The following is a 17431-nucleotide window of genomic DNA, read 5'->3' on the forward strand; positions in this document are numbered from 1 at the left end:
GCAAGCCCGCCCCTCAGGCTGAAACCGGCCCCACAGCAGGGCGGCTTGAGCTCGCCGCCGGGAACGGACACGACGAAGGTCATTTTCACCGGCCCGGAGGCGCAACCGCCGTTTAACCCGTTGGTTAGGTGATTAGGTTAACTGTGGGTGTTTTTTAGCCACTTCGGTCACTCTGGGTCACATCCAAGTCGCCCGCCACCAGCCAACCAGCGACCTATGCTACACTGCAAGTGAAACAACGTATTAAGGCCGTCCACTAAAAATGCAGATCACGCCAGTTAACGAATCGCACTCCCCCCAAAGGACGTGGCGTTACTAGCGGCACTCACCTTAATTGGATTGACAAAAGGGGCTGTGACAACCGTCACAGCCCCTTTTTCGTGCCTGCATAACCGCTAACTAGCCTTCATCAGCTAGCCGGCATTTATCCGGCACATCTTCACGTGCCCACTGTGTCAGCTGGGCGACGACGTTCTTTAAAATTTTAATGCCTAATTGATAGTCCGGCTCGGACCCCAGCATGCGGAAAGCCAGCGTCCAAGCGTCGTGGTACACGCTCACGGTCAGTTGGAAATGTGGCATCGTGCGGTAGGCTCCGGCAAAGTAAATCTGCGTGACTGCCACGCCGCCGAAATCCAAGCGCGTGTGATCGATATGACCGAAGTTAGCAAACGAAATCGCTGCTTGGGGCCGGTGCTTCTCGGCTAATCGCCGCACTAATTTTGGCGGTAGCGCCCGACTCATCCGGTTCAATTCGACTAGCGGCGGCAGGTAGGCCAACTCGTCACGTAGCTGACTGATGGTCGCTTGCGTGTGTTGGATCACGTCCCCCAGCCGATCGCCATCTTCAACCGTAATCGGGATGGGCATTTCGCTGGTCAGGTTGGCGACCTGAACCACGTTAGAAGCCGCCACTGGTCCGTGTAGCCGTAAATCGACTTGATAGGGAATAACCAGCTGCTTTTCACCGGTCAAGGCAAACAGCGACAACGCGTACGCCGACAAGAGCATGGCATTCATCGTCACATTTTCCGTCTGAGTCCGTTGCCGTAGCCGCCGACTCACTACCCGGGGAATGGTGGCCTCGCCACGGTGATGGTGCACATCGCCGTGGAGGCTCGGAAAGGTCTCATCCGAGTTGCCATTCAGCGTTGGTAGCGCCCGATGGGAATGGCGCAGGTGGGCTAAAATCTTGTGCACGCTGCGCTCATTGGTAAAGTTGGCCAGATCCTCGCCATCGTAGGCCGCGGCCAACAGATACAGGTAATGCTTGAAGCCCTCGCCATCCGTTAGCAGGCGGCTCATTGACAGGCGCAGGGCGTCGTAAGCCGGATGGTGAATGACCTGAATTTTTAATTGGGGCCCGGTCAAAACGTCCAGGTTGCCCCGCCCCGGGTCGTGAATCGCCGGGATTTCTTCAATCACTTGTTCCAGGGAATCCGCCGCATCTTCAAAGCGGTTCCAGCGTAAGTTATAGCGGCTCAACACTTGGGGGACCACTGTTTGGGTGGTCGCAACGGCTGTCTTTAGCCGCGCAACGTCAATGGGGTGCGTCAGGCTCAGTGTGCACTCGAGTAACGGGTACGTTTCCGCCAAATCCAGCGTTGGCATCAAGTCCAACGGTTCACCATGATAGATCATGCAAACACCCCTCCTTACTAATTTACGTTCAGTATAGCAAGCCGACCGACGTCATTCGCTTATTTCACATAGATATTGATAAAAATTAATAAAGCTGTAACTTGCGGCCCCTATCGCCGTTTACAGCCCACTCTGTTAGAATGGAGGAAGTGCAACGCCATTTGGCTGGGCGGTTAACCATAATCCACGAACACCGACTTCGCTCGCCGGGACCCAGCCAAAGGGTTATTCTATTAATGAGGTGAATCAATTTGACTAATGCAATGACACCCGTTTCCTGTAATGCCACGCTCATCGTGACCAGCCACCGGGTCTTCCAACCGGATTTAAACGAACACGAATCCGTCTTCGGCGGTAAAATTTTGTCGCTGGTAGATGATAGCGCTTCCGTGGCGGCTGTTCGTCTCACCCACAAGACCGTCGTGACCGCTTCCTTTGACCATGTCAGCTTCCTCAAACCGTTCCATTTGGACGACTCCATGTGCCTGGAAGCCTACGTTAGTGGCACCGGGACCCGTTCGCTAGAGGTCTTCGTGAAAATCATCGGCGAGAACCTGACGACTGGCAAACGCTTCGTTGGCTTTACCTGCTTCATCACCTACGTGATTGAGGATCCGACATCCACCAATCCACTACCACCAATGACGCCCGTGACTGATGAACAACGCTACATCTGTGGCGGCTATGCAAAACGAAATGCCCAACGGAAGGAACGGCGGAGTGAGCAGACGGACCTGAACGCCCACGTCTCCATCGAGTCCCCGTGGCCCATCTAAACATGTTCCACATGAAACATCCTATACTCTGACGTTTTAACCAAATGTCAGGAGCATCACCCAATTCAACAGCAGTCAGCCCCATTCTAACCACAAAACAAATGGTCGACATCCCCGTAATCCCGGGACTGTCGACCATTTTTCAATGCCTATTCTTCTGTTTCACGTGAAACATCCTGCCACTCACTGGCGAGGATCCCGTACGAATACAGGTCCAGCCAACGGCCATCCTGGTAGACGCCTTCGCGATTGATGCCTTCGCGTACGAAACCGACCGCCTGATAGGCGTGGATTGCCGGCACGTTATTGGCATTGACCTCTAACGTAACCTTGTGCAAGCCTAACTCGTTGAACGCAAAGGCTAACACCGTGTTCAGCGTGTCTTCGCCGAACCCCTGACCGCGATCACTGGCGACCGGCAGCGCGATGCCTAACGTTGCCCGCCGATTTTTGAAATACACATCATCTAACATGACCCAGCCCAACAAGCCGTCGTCTGCATTGGCCCGCACCATGAAAAAGAAGCGCTCATTGTTGTCTGGTTCCGCGGCCAGTTCACTGTATTCCGCCGCCGTAAACGGGTGAAAGGCGTCCGCCGACAAGTTACGTAGCAGGCCGGGCTCCCACTGCGTATCCTGAAGCCATTCGGCATCCCCGTCCCGCATTTCTGTTAAGTGTACCAAGCTACCTTGTACCACGTCCTTCATGGTCGTGACCCCCTCTGTTTTCTTTTACTCTACCACAGGTTAAAATCGTTGTCGCTACCAGTCAACTAGCCTATACTAAACGCAACGAAAAAAGGAGGATTCTCATCTATGAAAATTACTGTTATTGGTGCCACCGGGATGGCCGGCTCCGCCATTGTTGCCGAAGCCTTAAAACGTGGTCACAGTGTCACGGCCTTGGCTCGCTCAGAAGAAAAATTAGCGAAACTTCCCGCCAACGCCAACCTGACGACGCGCACGCAAGACGCCTTTCAACTGACGACCGCTGACCTCACCGCCAGTGACGTGGTGGTTGATGCGTTTGCGACCGCCCCCGCTCAGGCTTACCTACACGTGGACCTGGCCACTCATCTGGTCAGTCAGTTACGAGAAACCACAACGCCCCGCTTAGCCTTCATCTTAGGCGCAGGTAGCCTGTTGACCGGTGACGACCATCATTTATTCGTACACGACTTGGAACAGGCGCCTGAGGCCGCTAGTTTCATTAGTGTTCCCCAGAACCAGTTGAAGGAATTAACTTTCTTACGCGACGTCGACAACGTCAACTGGTTTGGCGTCTCCCCTGCCGCCAACTTCCATCCCGGTGAGGCCACAGCAGCTAAATTAGGCACCGACGAGCTGTTGGCCAACGACCAAGGCGAATCTGGGACTAGTGCCGGCACCATGGCCGTTGCCATCTTAAATGAAATCGAGAATCCTCAACACCACCAGACCCGTTTTACGGTGGCAGATAACTAAACCGCTACGCCGCCATATCATCTGGCGGCGTTTTTTGGTATGCTAGTCTGCGGTAAAACTCTGACATAGAAAGTTGCGATTACTTTGAAAACAAAATTAAATTGGCGGGAAATGTTGTTCATCGGCATGATGCTATTCGGACTGTTCTTCGGTGCCGGCAACTTAATTTTCCCCGTCTTTCTAGGCCAACAGGCTGGTAGTCACGTGGGGGCGGCCATCGTCGGCCTCCTGCTCACGGGGATTGGCCTGCCGCTCCTGGGGGTCGCCGGCATTGGGCTGACCCGTAGTGAGGGCGTCTTCGACCTGGCGACCAAGGTCAACCGGCCGTTTGCCTACACCTTCACCATCCTGCTGTACCTCACCGTAGGCCCGTTCTTTGCGCTGCCCCGACTCGCCACGACCTCCTTTCAAATTGGTCTGGCGCCGTTCGTCGATCCCGCGCAACAGGGCTGGGTGTTGGCGATTTTCTCCGTTCTCTTCTTCCTGGTCGCCTGGGCCCTAGCCCGGAATCCCGGTAAGCTAATGGTCTACATTGGCAAATGGCTCACGCCAACCTTTCTGGTACTGCTGGGCCTCCTGATGCTCGCGGCCTTCATCAAACCCATGGGCGGCTTTCACGCCGCGGCCCGCGGGGCGTACGTGGCCAGTCCCCTAGCAACCGGATTCACGGAGGGCTACAACACGTTAGACGCCCTGGCCTCCCTGGCATTTGGCATCGTCGTCATCGATAGCATTCGCCAACTGGGTATCACTGAGCCCGGCCAGATTGCCAAGGATGTCATCAAGGCCGGCATCATCTGCGTGGTCCTCATGGGCATCATCTACTCGCTGCTAGCCCTGATGGGGACCATGAGTCTCGGCCAGTTTGCCGCAGCGGAAAATGGGGGCATCACCCTCGCCCAGATTGCCGATTACTACTTCGGCACGTTCGGGAATCTCCTACTGGCACTGATCGTCATCATTGCCTGCCTGAAGACGGCGATTGGCTTGATCTCAGCCTTTGGCGACACACTCCATGGCCTGTTTCCCCGGCTATCCTACGTGGGTCTGACCGTCTTTGCCGCGGCGCTTCCCTGTTTATTTGCCAACATTGGTCTGACCAAGCTGATCAGCTATTCGACACCAGTGTTGATGTTCCTCTATCCACTGGCCATCGTCTTAATTATCCTGGCCGTGTGCTCGCCGATTCTGGGCACCAGCCGCTGGCTCTTTGGCCTGGGGATGCTCTTCACCCTGATTCCGGCGATTTTCTCCGCCGTGGCTGCGCTGCCTGCCGCCTGGCAACGGGCCGGTTGGGCCCAAGGAATTCTAGCAGTAAATAGTCGCCTCCCCCTGGCCGCACAAGGGTTTAGCTGGGTGGTTCCCGCACTGATTGGGTGTGTCCTCGGCTGGCTAATGAGCCGCCTCTTTGACCGCCGCGCCAATTAACGAAAAAATTATCGTCGTTTCACTCCCATTAAATGAGAAAATCTGGTAAAATAGACGTAAGTTCTAATCGTATGGCCATATTCTCATTAAGTGAAACGAGGTGTTCCGGATGACTCAAGTACGTTACCCAGCTACCCCACTCAAGATTGGCGTTATGATCCTAACATTGGTGATGCTAGCCGCGATGTTACTCGTTAGCAATCCCATCTTAGCCGCCTTTCTGTGTTTCAGTTCGTTGATTACGGCGATGCTTCACTTCAATGTCTTTGAAAGCACAGCCGATAGCCACTCGCTTAACCGTGTTGACCTCGGCATTCAAATTACGTTTCTGGTTCTCTCCATCGTTAAGGCGTTCGCCCTTGGTGGAGGCGCCTAACCACCAGGTCCCGTCATCCCCACGATGATGAGGCCTTTTTCTTTTGGCACAACAAAAAGACCGCGGGCCAGTCGCCACTACCGAGCTGCTTCAGTAGTCTTGACTGGTCCGCGGTCTTTTAAATTGGCCATTCCTTGCGAATCTCTGAATCTATGCTAAACTCAGAAAAAACGTTTCGAAAGGCGGCTCTTCATGAAAAAATACGCAATCTTTGACCTCGACGACACCCTCCTCGACTTTACGCGTGGCGAAACGGAAGGTGTGACGGCCATTCTCAATCAATACAGTGCTCCCGACGTGTCAGCCGCCATGGACACCTACCTGACCATTAATCACGGCATCTGGCAGCGCATCGAACAGGGCGCCGACCGTGGTCCCTTACTGGACACCCGGTTTGCCCGGACCTTCGCTGCATTTGGCATGACCGTGGACGGCCCCGCCATCGAGGCACAGTATAAGCGCATGCTCAACCACAACTATTACACGCTGCCCGGTGCCACGGCCTTTCTGACGCAGCTGGCCCAGGCCGGCGTGACTTTAATTGCCGGGACTAACGGTACCAAGTCCGTGCAGGAGAGCCGGTTAGCGGGGTCTGGCATTGCCGCGTTCTTTGATCAGATCTACATCTCCGAAGACGTCGGCTATGACAAGCCCGACCAGCGGTTCTTCGCGCCCATCAAGGCCGCCTACCCAGCCATGACGGCGACGAACACGCTTATGGTCGGCGACAGCCTGCGCTCTGACATCCAGGGCGCCATCAATGCCGGCTTGGCCAACGTCTGGTTCAATCCCCACCATACCGCCAATCCAGCAGCGTGCCGGCCCACCTTTGAGGCCGATTCCTACGCCGGGCTCACGCAGCTAATTCTCGCCTAACCCCACTCCATATTCTCCATGTCCACGTGCTCAAAGCGCCGCGGCGTTGGGGTGAGCTTAGGGGTCTTGTCGGTCACGCTGGGTTGTACCAAAAACGCCAGCTCGGCCATTGCTTCCCACTCCCGTTTGGGCAGCAGGACGGCGGCTTGCGTATCATCCCCATCCGTGGGGGTGATCACGACGGTCTCCTGAAGCCGGTGAACGGCGGCCAAAATGACATCTAAATCTTGTTGTGCAGCTAATGGTGTATAGTGTTTCACGAAAACGCCTCCTCTGGGGTAAAAAAGCGCCCGTTAATGTCGGCACTCCAACCCACTAACGGACGGCAATCTCATTTATTTTAGGTGTGGCTTAGCAGCGTTCCCAGCAAAACAGCGGCCAATAGGAGCTGACTGCCCAGGAGGTACCAAGCCTGTTGGTGCCATAATCGACGCGAAGCGGCTGGATAGTGGTGTTGCCGCCGCTGATACCAGCCAATCACGATAGCCACGGCGTTGACGACCGACAGCAGCCCCAGCACCCGGGCATTCAGCCACGTGGGGTGCCAGAGGCCCAGTGCCACGTACAGGACGCCCAGGTACAGCAAACCGTGGTAGATTATATGGTTGCGCGCCGACTGCCCTTTGAGCTGGCTACCACGTTGCTGTAACTGATTCATGACGCGATGATGCTGCCAATGACTGGTTAACGCTAAAATGATGCCGATGATCAACAGACTCGTTTGCATCCAAAACGCCCCTTGTTTGCAACCAGCGGTTCCCCACCGATTGCCCCTAGATGGTGTTGCTCAAGGATTTTTCCAATTTTAGGGGGGCACACAAGCCGAGTCGACCACCCGCATCAGTGCGCCACACTCTTGGTTGTCTCACTACATCCCCCACTTTACCGGACGACTGTTGTATTTCTGCAAAGAATTGGTAAAGGTCTTGTATACTACGCTTTTAATTATCAATATCTATATTTAATAATTAATTATTAATAACAAATAGGACCCGTATTGGCTAAGTCTTTAACCAATACGGGTCCTATTTTTATTTACTAGCGACTCACTCGGGTGACTAGACTTTTACTTAGAAAACCACCCACATCAATCGCTAGTTCCGGGTTAACTAGTCAACTTTGGCAATCTTCCCCTGTTCGATGTATACGCTCAGGATGGCGATATCAGCAGGGTTGACCCCACTGATTCGGCTGGCCTGGGCCAACGTCTCGGGTTGGATCTTCTTCAACTTTTGGTGAGCTTCCGTTGCGAGCCCGTCGATGGCATCGTAGTCGATCTTAGCAGGAATAGCCTTGGCTTCCATCCGCTTTAATTTAACCACGTTATCCTCGGCCTTCTTGATGTAGCCGGCGTACTTCAGGGAAATCTCGATTTCCTCAATGATATGGCGGTCTAACGGCTGTTCTGGTGCCGGAATGAACTGTGCCAGCGTTTGGTAGTCGACGTATGGCCGACGCAGGAAGACAGCTGCGAGAACGCCATCTTGTAACGGCTTGTCGCCATGGCTCTCGATGAAGGCATTGATCTCGGCACTTGGCTTGATACGGATGCTGTTTAACCGGTCCAGCTCAGCCTTTAAGGCGGCCTTCTTGGCTAAGAAATCTGCATAGCGTTCGTCGCTGATCAGGCCTAATTCGTGCCCCTTGGCCGTCAAACGCAGGTCGGCGTTATCGTGCCGCAAAATCAAGCGGTATTCGGCCCGACTCGTCAACAGACGGTAAGGTTCGTTCGTTCCCTTGGTAACCAGGTCATCGACCATGACACCAATGTAGGCGTCAGAGCGCTTCAACGTGAAGCCTGGCTTGCCTAAGGCCCGTAAACCGGCGTTGATGCCGGCTAACAGTCCTTGGCCCGCCGCCTCTTCGTACCCGGACGTCCCGTTGGTCTGACCAGCGGTGAACAGGTTCTTCAAAGGCTTCGTTTCCAGTGTTGGCCGCAATTGGTAGGGCGACACAACATCGTATTCGATGGCGTAGCCCGGCCGCATCATTTGGGCATCCTCCAACCCCTTGATGGAGTGCAAAATCTTCTGTTGCACTTCTTCAGGCATCGAGGTTGACAACCCCTGAACGTACCATTCGTCGGTGTTCCGGCCTTCTGGCTCCAAGAAGAGTTGGTGCCGGGGCTTGTCAGCGAACCGGACGATCTTGTCTTCGATGGATGGGCAGTAACGGGGGCCGACCCCTTCGATCACGCCGGTAAACATTGGGGCGCGGTCCAGGTTGGCCTTGATGATTTCGTGGGTCTTCTGGTTCGTGTAGGTCAGCCAGCAAGACAGCTGATTCTTCAGGTCTAAATAGGCACTGTCTGGCGTAGTGAAGCTAAAGTGGTTCGGCTCCACATCACCCGGCTGTTCCTCGGTTTCATCGTAATGAATCGTGTTCCCATCGACCCGTGGCGGGGTCCCCGTCTTGAATCGTTCCAGGTCAAAGCCGTACTTAGGCAGGTTAGCCGTCAGCTTAGTGGCTGGTTGAGAGTTGTTCGGACCGGAAGAATACATCAGTTCCCCGATGATAATCTTCCCCCGAGCAGCGGTACCGGCCGCAATGACCACGGCCTTGGCGCTGTAGTGGGCCCCGGTGTTGGTGATGACCCCTTTGCAGACGCCATCTTCCACGATTAAATCGTCCACGATTCCCTGACGCAAGGTCAGATTAGGTTCGCGTTCAATGGTGTGCTTCATTTCAGCGTGGTAGGCGTGCTTGTCAGCCTGTGCCCGCAAAGCACGGACGGCTGGGCCTTTACCCGTGTTGAGCATCCGCATTTGGACGTAGGTCTTGTCAATGTTACGGCCCATTTCGCCACCCAGGGCGTCAATTTCACGGACGACGATGCCCTTAGCTGGGCCACCGACGGACGGGTTACATGGCATAAAGGCCACCATGTCCAGGTTGATCGTCATTAACAGGGTCTTGTTGTCCATTCTAGCAGCGGCCAATGCGGCTTCGCTACCAGCGTGGCCGGCACCCACGACGATGACGTCGTAGTCCTGACCGGGATATGCAATTACTTCAGTCATGCTTCTTTCCCTCCAAGCCTAGTCGCTGATGGGAGCGGCCAAGCGGTCTCTTTTATGGTTTTTTATTTGCCTAAACAGAATTGACTAAACAACTGGTCGAGCAACTCGTCTTGGTAACTGTCCCCGGTAATTTCACCGAGCAAGTCCCAAGCCCGCGTCATGTCGATTTGCACCAGGTCGACGGGCATCCCCGCCGCAATGCCGTGTTGGACGTCATCCAGGGCGTCATTGGCCTGATGTAACAGCCCGATGTGCCGCGCGTTGGTGACCATCACAGTATTTTGGCTGGACTCGATGCCTTCATCAAAGAACAGGTGCGCGATAGTGGATTCCAATTGATCCATCCCGGTACTTTGTAAAATGGATGTCTCAATAATCGGGCTATCGCCGGCCGCAGCCTTCACTGCGGTCATATCAAGTTGTTTTGGCAGGTCCGTCTTGTTTAAAATAAGGATACGTTGGGTGTCAGCCGTGGCGGTCAATAGCTCACGGTCTTCGGCAGTCAGCGGTTCGCTGGCGTTCAGCACCAGCATCACCAAATCGGCGGTGTTAATAGCCTTCCGCGAGCGTTCAACCCCGATCTTTTCGACCTTATCCTGGGTATCCCGAATCCCCGCCGTATCGATCAGCTTCAACGGTACACCCTTGACGTTGACGTACTCTTCAATCACGTCACGGGTGGTGCCGGCAACGTCGGTCACAATGGCCTTGTCTTCGTGCAACAGGTGGTTCAACAGGCTACTCTTCCCCACGTTAGGGCGGCCAACGATTGCCGTGGCCAGTCCTTCGCGCAAGACCTTCCCCTGTTTGGCCGTGGACAAGAGCACCTTGATCTGCTTTTGGACCTCTTGGGCCTTCTCTAGCAGCATTTTGGTGGTCATGGTCTCCACGTCATCGTACTCCGGATAGTCGATATTGACCTCGACTTGGGCCAGAGCATCGAGGATGTCTTGCCGCAAATTCCGAATCAGTTTAGACAAATCACCGTCCAGCTGGTCTAAAGCGACCTTCATGGACTTGTCCGTTTTGGCCCGAATCAAGTCCATGACGGACTCGGCCTGGGTCAAATCGATTCGGCCATTTAAGAAGGCTCGCTTGGTGTATTCGCCGGGTTCAGCTAACCGGGCGCCATAGCTCAGGCACAGCTGTAGGATCCGGTTCGTGGCCACGATACCCCCGTGACAGTTGATCTCGATGATATCTTCCTTGGTGTAGGTCTTTGGCGCCCGCATCACGGTGACCATGACCTCATCGACCTCTTCGTTAGTTTCGGGGTCCATGATATGGCCGTAGTGAATCGTATGCGTCCCAACTTTAGTCAAATCGGCGCCCTTAAATAGCTTGCTGGCGACGGCGAAGACCTCTTCCCCACTCAACCGAATGATGGAGATGCCCCCTTCACCAGGCGGGGTAGAAATTGCCGCAATCGTATCAAATTCTGTTGTGGTGACTGCCATGAGCCATCCTCCTTTTTATCTACGGGTCAAGCAGAGTATCTGCTGCCTTGTCGGGCGAGAAAACTCGCCTGGTAGGCTGGCTAACTACCGTCTGACCCGGTTTGATGATCCTTGTATTGGTTACAGTGACTGTTTTCTTACCAAGCGCTAACGCACCGGGCGTATCATTTAACGCCATAAAAAAAAGCACCTACTCCACGCCACCTAACTGTGCGTGGATAAAGTACTTTCACTACTTTATCGTAAACTTGATAAGAATGATTGTCTTCACTATAAGGGCTAACGCCTCATTTGTCAAACAGAAACTAAGCCGGCTCAATCACAACGGCACGGTGGGGTTCCTTCCCCGCCGAATAAGTCGTGACGTAGCGGTTTTTTGCCAGGACGGCGTGAATCTGTTTGCGTTCAAACGAGGGCATCGGGTCCAAATAGATGGGTTTTCCGGTCGCCACAACCTCGCGGGCCGTGTTCTCAGCCAACCGCGACAACGTAATTGTCCGACGTTCGCGGTAACCCGCCACGTCCAACACCGCGTCCACGTGAGCGGCACCATGATGGTTCAGGTACAGTTGCGCCAGGCTCTGCAACGCGTTGATGGTCCGACCGTGTTTCCCAATCAGCAGGCCCTCCTTGTCAGTCGTAAAGGACAAGTGAATCTGCCGGTGCGCGGTGCTTTCGACCTCGAGGGTGGCATCGATTCCCAGCTGTTCAACGATGGTCGCCAAGTAATCCTGGACACCGTCTATGGCCGCCTGACGCTGCTGACGGCGTTTAGCGGGGTCGACCGGTTCCGCTTTAGGGGTAACCGGTTGTGCCGGCTCAGTCGCCGTTTTGGCCGCGACAGGCACCGGTTGACGCTTGGGTTCGGCGGCCGCTGACCGTGGCGCGGCTTTTACTGGCGCGGTCTTTTCTGCGGCTATTTCCTTGGCAACGGGCTTCAACGTCACGTCAACCATGGCGTCGCGCCGACCAATCCCCAGCCAGCCCTTTCGTGGAGCGGTGACCACCTTGGTTACGACTTGGTCGCGACTCGTATTCAAGGCGGTCAGTCCCGCCGCAATCGCTGCCTCTTCCGTTTTCCCCGTGTAGATCGTCATCGTCCATTCCTCCATGTCTTTTTTCGCTAAGCACTAGTATACCATAACGCGTCAGGTCCCCGTTACTCGGATGTTCGCTGCAGAGAGACACACACCTCACTGAAAGGAGGTGAAGGTGATTTTGTTAAGGCGAAGACGTGATGCCGAAAGGAAGGCTGTGACAAGCCCTATCAGTGCCAGCCACAACATTAGTGAAACTGGGTCCACCCACTCATTGTTAGTGACCAGAGGCGAATCAAAGTACCCTGCTGTGTCGATGGTCTTAGTAGAGCGAATTTCTCTACTTAGAGCACGGGACGACCTTTGAGACCGCCCTTTGGCTCAAAGTCGAGGTGGGAAGCCCGCTCCTCAGGCTGGAACCGGCCCCACAGCTGGGCACTTTGAATCCGCCGTCGGGAACGAATGATCTCTACCCGTTTTCACTCACGACGACAAAAAAGCCGCCCCAGCAACTTGCCAGGACGACTCAGAAATGCATTTTCATTGGTTTTACTTACGTTTACTTTGCTTGGCCCGCCGAACAGCTTTCTTAACGGCGCGGTCATGCTTGGACTTTTCTCTTTCTTTCTCATCGCGTTCCGCTTGAATCTTCCACGGATTTTGAATGAGTAAGGTTTGGCCCACTTGGAAAATGTAGGAAACCGTCCAGTACAGGGACAGTGACGAAGCCACGTTTAAGGCGGTGAAGAAGACCACCACGGGCATCCCGACGACCATCATCATGTTCATGGAGTTGGTTTCCGGTGCTGACTTGGTGGTTAACCACGAACTTGCGAACGTCGCTAAGGCCGCCAAGATTGGCAAAATGAAGTACGGGTCCTTGTGGCCCAATTGTAACCACAGGAAGGTCCCGGACCGCAGAACGGCCGTCCGCCAAATGGCCTGGTACAAAGCCCAGATGATTGGCAGTTGAACCAAGGCTGGCAAACACCCCATCACTGGGTTGATGCCGGCTTCCGAATACAACTTCTGTTGTTCGGACTGCAACTTAGCCATGGTTTCCCGGTCTTTAGACGAATATTTCTTTTGGAGGGCCTTCAGTTGCGGTTGAACCTCTTGGGTCTTCCGCATGCTGCGCGTTTGGAAGATCATCAGTGGTAACAAGATCACCCGAATGATAATGGTGAAGACGATGATCCCGACACCGTAACTGCCGCCGAACAAGTTGGCCAACCAGATAATCGCCCGCGAGAAGTTTAAGACGATTAAACCGTCCCAAATCCCGGTACTTTGATTGGTGATTGGCTTGTTGCTACAAGCGGAGAGGATAAAGACCAAACTCACAATGCCCAGCATAAGTAGGGTACGTTTGTACTTTTTCACGTTTTTCACGTTTATTCCTCGCTATAGTTGGAATCCAGTAGTTTCGCTAACTTTAACACGTGAATCATGCTGCTTTTCGCATCGGGCATACTGATACCGTCCGCTCGGGGCCGCGCAATCACGAGGAAGTCCACATCCTGTTTCAGGTATGGCTTCAACTCGAGAAGGCTCTGCCGGATCCGGCGCTTCACCCAGTTACGGTGAACGGCGTTACCAATCTTTTTCCCGACGGAAATGCCGACCCGAAAGTGCTTCTGGTTAGGTTTTTCCATTGAGTAGACCACGAATTGCCGGTTTGCGACTGAATTCCTGGTTTCAAAGACCTGCTGAAATTCCGCTTCTTTCTTAATGCGGTAAGATTTTCGCATGTGCATCTCCAAAATTCTCGATTTACAGTCCGCGCGGGATTGGTGTTCCAGTCTCCCCGCAGATAAAATAAAAAGACCACTGAAGCTTCAGCGGCCTATGCAGACAATACTTTACGTCCCTTTTGACGGCGACGTGCTAATACTTGACGGCCATTGCTAGTGCTCATGCGCTTGCGGAAGCCGTGGACACGGGAACGGTGACGTTTCTTTGGTTGGAAAGTGCGCTTCATCGTAAAATCTCCTCTCTTATCTATGACTATTTTTTATCTGGTGTTGCCAGACAAATACTAAATGCATTTCCTGAACATAATAGCATAAAGAAAGGAGAAATGAAACAGCAACTTGGCATTTCATAAAAAAAGTTGTTCCCAGCAAAATTTGTTTCATGCACTTTGCTTGTGGATAACTTGGATTTTTCGAAAAAGTTATTCCGGACTTGCCAACCGAGTTATCCACCGTTCCACAGCCTGTTTATTTCTAAAAATTAGGATTTGTGAATTCTGTGGATAACTTGTGAAACACTTATTGCTATCGTGTTTTAAGTCCACAGATAGGTGTGCATAACTATATCACATGGATTTTATCCACAGATTCTCACAACCCTGTGGATAACTCTATTCACTTCCTGTGAAACAATTATGCACACCCCAGAATACCCTGTGGAAAACTTTTTTTCTTCATGCTACACTGGACTTACGTTTTCGTTTGGTCGGAGTCCGTCCAAACGTCAAATGAGCATCTAAACTAAAATAGGGGGATACATCAGTGCCAGATATGTTAACTTTGTGGGCTGACATCAAAAAGCTGTTTAAAGAAAACAGTCAGACGACAGCCTACGCGACTTGGATTGAAACAGCCAAGCCGATTGCCCTGAACGGCAACAAATTAACGTTGGAACTCCCATCACCCCTGCATCGTGATTACTGGACCCATCAACACCTGGACCAGCAATTGGTAGAATACGCATACCAAGCCGCTCACGAAGATATTCAGCCCGTTCTTATTTTGGAAGGGGAGCGTCAGCAACAAGCAACGCTCAAGGCCAAGACCGCAACCCCCGGGGAAGCTGTCCCAACCGAACCCACGCCAACCTTTATGAAGGAAACGGCGCTGAACTCCCGCTACACGTTTGACACTTTCGTCATCGGAAAAGGCAACCAAATGGCCCATGCTGCGGCCTTGGTCGTCTCCGAAGAACCCGGCGTGATGTACAATCCGCTGTTCTTTTATGGTGGCGTTGGGTTGGGCAAGACCCACTTGATGCACGCGATTGGCAACAAAATGCTAGAAGATCGCCCAGACACCAAGGTCAAATACGTGACTAGCGAGGCTTTCACGAATGACTTTATTAATGCGATTCAAACCCGGACGCAGGAGCAGTTCCGTCAGGAGTACCGTAACGTTGATCTGCTACTGGTCGATGATATTCAGTTCTTCGCTAATAAGGAAGGAACGCAAGAAGAGTTCTTCCATACATTCAATGCCCTCTACGACGACGGCAAGCAAATCGTGCTGACGTCTGACCGCTTACCCAACGAAATTCCTAAGCTGCAAGACCGCCTCGTTTCGCGGTTTGCCTGGGGATTATCCGTGGATATCACGCCGCCAGACTTGGAAACGCGAATCGCTATCTTACGGAATAAGGCCGATGCCGATCAAATTGACATCCCCGATGACACGCTCAGCTACATTGCTGGGCAAATCGATTCCAACGTCCGTGAATTAGAGGGTGCGCTGGCCCGCGTTCAGGCTTATTCGCAGTTGATGCACCAGCCAATTACCACTGACTTGGCCGCAGAAGCGCTGAAGAGTTTGAACCTAGCCAATGCCAGTGATGCCATCACGATTCCCGTGATTCAAGACCGCGTGGCCGACTACTTTAACGTTTCCCTCAAGGATTTAAAGGGGAAGAAACGCAAGAAAGCCATCGTGATGCCCCGGCAAATCGCCATGTACCTATCTCGTGAGCTGACCGAGGCGTCACTGCCCCGCATCGGCAACGAGTTTGGCGGCAAGGACCACACCACGGTCATCCACGCTTACGATAAAATTACCGAATCGTTGAAGACCGACGCCGAGCTTCAAAAAGATATTGATAGTCTCAAAGATGAACTGCGGCGCTAGGACGGATCGTCCCGGGTCACCCAATTTTGGCAGACTCGCGACGGTCTTTTTGTGACCAACTGCGGTATGATTAATTAGGTCGCACCCAACACGGTGTGGATAAGAATCTAAAAACATCAAAGTTATCCACAAGTTATCCACAGGTGGAAAGACTAGTAACACAGGATGTTCCTCAAAGTTATCCACAGAATACACCGCTCTACTACGGCTACTATTTTTTTCTTTTAATTAAGTTAAACTACTCGCACCACGAAAAGGAGTGTCAGTTTATGAAATTCACCATCAACCGGGCTGCGTTCATTAAGGAACTGAACAACGTCTCCCGTGCCATCTCATCAAAGACCACGATTCCCATTTTGACGGGGTTAAAAATTGTTGCGAGTGACGCAGGGTTACTTTTAACTGGGTCCAATGCCGATATCTCTATTGAAACCCTAATTCGGGCCGATGATCCAGATATTGGTTTAAGTATTGATGAACCTGGTTCCATCGTCTTAACTGCCCGGTTCTTCAGTGAAATCGTCAAGCGGTTGCCTGAAAAGGAAATGACCGTGGCGGTTAAAGATGGTTTCCAAACAGAAATTACTTCTGGTGCCGCAGCCTTTAACATCAACGGCCAAGACGCCAACAACTATCCCCATTTGCCAGAAATTGATGCGGCTGATTCCGTCGTCCTGTCTGGCGCCGTCTTCAAGGAATTGATTGGCCAAACGGTTATTGCCGTTTCCAACCAAGAAAGTCGGCCGATCCTGACCGGGGTGCATTTCGTCTTATCTGAAGACCAGTTCCTAGCCGTCGCCACGGACAGTCACCGGTTGAGCCAACGTCAAATTGCATTGCCAACACACAGTGACGCCACCTTTGACGTGATTATTCCGGGGAAGAGTCTGACCGAATTGTCCCGGATGATCGGGGATGACAAGGCTGACGTGAAGATGCAATTCTCAGAAAACCAAGTCCTCTTCCTGTTGGGTGACACGTCGTTCTACTCACGTTTACTGGAAGGTAATTACCCGGACACGTCGCGGTTGATTCCCAAGGAAGCCTCCACGACCGTTGAATTCGAAGCACCAGAATTGTTGTCCGCCGTTGAACGGGCCTCTCTGTTGTCTCACGAATCCCGGAACAACGTGGTTAAGCTAACGTTGACACCCGCCGATAACCAGGTAACCATCTTCAGTAACTCGCCTGATGTCGGGAACGTTGAAGAAGAGTTGGCACCTAAGGCTCTTGACGGGGAAGATCTCGAAATTTCCTTCAACCCTGATTACATGAAGGATGCGCTGCGGTCATTTGGCCAAAGCACGATTCGCGTGGCCTTCACCTCAGCGTTGCGGCCATTCACGCTGGTCCCAACTGAAGATACCAGCAACTTCATTCAGTTGATCACGCCAGTGCGGACGTTCTAAAATTTCACAAGCAGTTTCACAAGCCAATTCACAAGCGCTGTTTTCCTTCGGGGAGACGGCGCTTTTTCTGTAC

17 protein-coding genes are annotated in these 17431 nt (G+C 53.0%); 7 read left to right on the forward strand and 10 right to left on the reverse strand.

Annotated features, from left to right (window positions below; genetic code table 11):
- Positions 1-399: 399 nt before the first annotated feature.
- On the reverse strand, positions 400-1641 hold the full coding sequence (locus tag EKM84_RS06445) for a hypothetical protein (RefSeq protein WP_125764892.1): 1242 nt from the start codon (positions 1639-1641) through the stop codon (positions 400-402).
- Between the two features lie 263 nt (positions 1642-1904).
- Between EKM84_RS06445 and EKM84_RS06450 the strand changes: the two genes are divergently transcribed.
- Positions 1905-2417: an acyl-CoA thioesterase gene (locus EKM84_RS06450; RefSeq protein WP_125765054.1), complete on the forward strand. Its 513-nt coding sequence runs from the start codon at positions 1905-1907 to the stop codon at positions 2415-2417.
- Positions 2418-2566: 149 nt separating this feature from the next.
- On the opposite strand, the gene EKM84_RS06455 is transcribed toward EKM84_RS06450, so the two are convergent.
- Positions 2567-3124, reverse strand: coding sequence for a GNAT family N-acetyltransferase (locus EKM84_RS06455; RefSeq protein ID WP_125764894.1), 558 nt, complete (start codon positions 3122-3124; stop codon positions 2567-2569).
- A gap of 108 nt (positions 3125-3232) precedes the next feature.
- On the opposite strand from EKM84_RS06455, the gene EKM84_RS06460 reads away from it, so the two are divergent.
- From EKM84_RS06460 to EKM84_RS06475, 4 genes are all read left to right on the forward strand, one after another.
- A complete protein-coding gene (locus tag EKM84_RS06460; protein WP_125764896.1) occupies positions 3233-3880 on the forward strand; it encodes an NAD(P)-dependent oxidoreductase in 648 nt (215 codons plus the stop codon).
- A gap of 111 nt (positions 3881-3991) precedes the next feature.
- On the forward strand, positions 3992-5308 hold the full coding sequence (brnQ, locus tag EKM84_RS06465; protein WP_404819570.1) for a branched-chain amino acid transport system II carrier protein: 1317 nt from the start codon (positions 3992-3994) through the stop codon (positions 5306-5308).
- A gap of 109 nt (positions 5309-5417) precedes the next feature.
- Positions 5418-5684 (forward strand): hypothetical protein, encoded by a 267-nt coding sequence (locus tag EKM84_RS06470; RefSeq protein ID WP_125764900.1) that lies wholly within the window; start codon positions 5418-5420, stop codon positions 5682-5684.
- A 192-nt stretch (positions 5685-5876) separates the two neighbouring features.
- Positions 5877-6560: a YjjG family noncanonical pyrimidine nucleotidase gene (locus tag EKM84_RS06475; protein ID WP_125764902.1), complete on the forward strand. Its 684-nt coding sequence runs from the start codon at positions 5877-5879 to the stop codon at positions 6558-6560.
- Here the strand turns inward: EKM84_RS06475 and EKM84_RS06480 are convergent.
- From EKM84_RS06480 to rpmH, 8 genes are all read right to left on the reverse strand, one after another.
- Entirely contained in the window at positions 6557-6820 is a 264-nt protein-coding gene (locus tag EKM84_RS06480; protein WP_191988070.1) for a type II toxin-antitoxin system Phd/YefM family antitoxin, read from the reverse strand. The two genes, EKM84_RS06475 and EKM84_RS06480, sit on opposite strands and share 4 nt — an antisense overlap.
- 80 nt (positions 6821-6900) lie before the next feature.
- A complete protein-coding gene (locus EKM84_RS06485) occupies positions 6901-7287 on the reverse strand; it encodes a hypothetical protein (protein ID WP_125764904.1) in 387 nt (128 codons plus the stop codon).
- 382 nt (positions 7288-7669) lie between these two features.
- Positions 7670-9580 carry a tRNA uridine-5-carboxymethylaminomethyl(34) synthesis enzyme MnmG gene (mnmG, locus tag EKM84_RS06490; RefSeq protein ID WP_125764906.1) on the reverse strand — a complete coding sequence of 637 codons (1911 nt, stop codon included), beginning with the start codon at positions 9578-9580 and terminating at the stop codon, positions 7670-7672.
- 62 nt (positions 9581-9642) lie between these two features.
- Complete coding sequence (gene mnmE, locus EKM84_RS06495) at positions 9643-11037, reverse strand: tRNA uridine-5-carboxymethylaminomethyl(34) synthesis GTPase MnmE (RefSeq protein ID WP_125764908.1); 1395 nt, start codon at positions 11035-11037, stop codon at positions 9643-9645.
- A 305-nt stretch (positions 11038-11342) separates the two neighbouring features.
- On the reverse strand, positions 11343-12134 hold the full coding sequence (gene jag, locus EKM84_RS06500; RefSeq protein WP_125764910.1) for an RNA-binding cell elongation regulator Jag/EloR: 792 nt from the start codon (positions 12132-12134) through the stop codon (positions 11343-11345).
- Positions 12135-12623: 489 nt separating this feature from the next.
- A complete protein-coding gene (yidC, locus tag EKM84_RS06505) occupies positions 12624-13457 on the reverse strand; it encodes a membrane protein insertase YidC (RefSeq protein WP_203640147.1) in 834 nt (277 codons plus the stop codon).
- A gap of 11 nt (positions 13458-13468) precedes the next feature.
- Positions 13469-13825, reverse strand: a complete 357-nt coding sequence (gene rnpA, locus EKM84_RS06510; RefSeq protein WP_125583415.1) for a ribonuclease P protein component — start codon at positions 13823-13825, stop codon at positions 13469-13471.
- Positions 13826-13920: 95 nt separating this feature from the next.
- On the reverse strand, positions 13921-14055 hold the full coding sequence (gene rpmH, locus EKM84_RS06515; RefSeq protein ID WP_081624573.1) for a 50S ribosomal protein L34: 135 nt from the start codon (positions 14053-14055) through the stop codon (positions 13921-13923).
- A 535-nt stretch (positions 14056-14590) separates the two neighbouring features.
- On the opposite strand from rpmH, the gene dnaA reads away from it, so the two are divergent.
- Together dnaA and dnaN are read left to right on the forward strand one after the other, a co-directional pair.
- Positions 14591-15949 (forward strand): chromosomal replication initiator protein DnaA, encoded by a 1359-nt coding sequence (dnaA, locus tag EKM84_RS06520; RefSeq protein ID WP_125764912.1) that lies wholly within the window; start codon positions 14591-14593, stop codon positions 15947-15949.
- A 269-nt stretch (positions 15950-16218) separates the two neighbouring features.
- Entirely contained in the window at positions 16219-17358 is a 1140-nt protein-coding gene (dnaN, locus tag EKM84_RS06525; RefSeq protein WP_125764914.1) for a DNA polymerase III subunit beta, read from the forward strand.
- Positions 17359-17431: the final 73 nt, after the last annotated feature.

Origin of the sequence: Levilactobacillus mulengensis (genome assembly GCF_003946045.1) — a bacterium.
GTDB classification, from domain to species: Bacteria; Bacillota; Bacilli; order Lactobacillales; family Lactobacillaceae; genus Levilactobacillus; species Levilactobacillus mulengensis.

Coding starts and splice junctions, on each gene's coding strand:
- brnQ (WP_404819570.1), top strand. CDS start 3,992: ATGTTGTTCATCGGCATGATGCTATTCGGACTGTTCTTCGGTGCCGGC.
- rnpA (WP_125583415.1), bottom strand. CDS start 13,825: ATGCGAAAATCTTACCGCATTAAGAAAGAAGCGGAATTTCAGCAGGTC.
- EKM84_RS06485 (WP_125764904.1), bottom strand. CDS start 7,287: ATGCAAACGAGTCTGTTGATCATCGGCATCATTTTAGCGTTAACCAGT.
- EKM84_RS06450 (WP_125765054.1), top strand. CDS start 1,905: ATGACACCCGTTTCCTGTAATGCCACGCTCATCGTGACCAGCCACCGG.
- dnaN (WP_125764914.1), top strand. CDS start 16,219: ATGAAATTCACCATCAACCGGGCTGCGTTCATTAAGGAACTGAACAAC.
- EKM84_RS06460 (WP_125764896.1), top strand. CDS start 3,233: ATGAAAATTACTGTTATTGGTGCCACCGGGATGGCCGGCTCCGCCATT.
- mnmE (WP_125764908.1), bottom strand. CDS start 11,037: ATGGCAGTCACCACAACAGAATTTGATACGATTGCGGCAATTTCTACC.
- EKM84_RS06475 (WP_125764902.1), top strand. CDS start 5,877: ATGAAAAAATACGCAATCTTTGACCTCGACGACACCCTCCTCGACTTT.
- jag (WP_125764910.1), bottom strand. CDS start 12,134: ATGACGATCTACACGGGGAAAACGGAAGAGGCAGCGATTGCGGCGGGA.
- mnmG (WP_125764906.1), bottom strand. CDS start 9,580: ATGACTGAAGTAATTGCATATCCCGGTCAGGACTACGACGTCATCGTC.
- rpmH (WP_081624573.1), bottom strand. CDS start 14,055: ATGAAGCGCACTTTCCAACCAAAGAAACGTCACCGTTCCCGTGTCCAC.
- EKM84_RS06445 (WP_125764892.1), bottom strand. CDS start 1,641: ATGATCTATCATGGTGAACCGTTGGACTTGATGCCAACGCTGGATTTG.
- EKM84_RS06455 (WP_125764894.1), bottom strand. CDS start 3,124: ATGAAGGACGTGGTACAAGGTAGCTTGGTACACTTAACAGAAATGCGG.
- EKM84_RS06470 (WP_125764900.1), top strand. CDS start 5,418: ATGACTCAAGTACGTTACCCAGCTACCCCACTCAAGATTGGCGTTATG.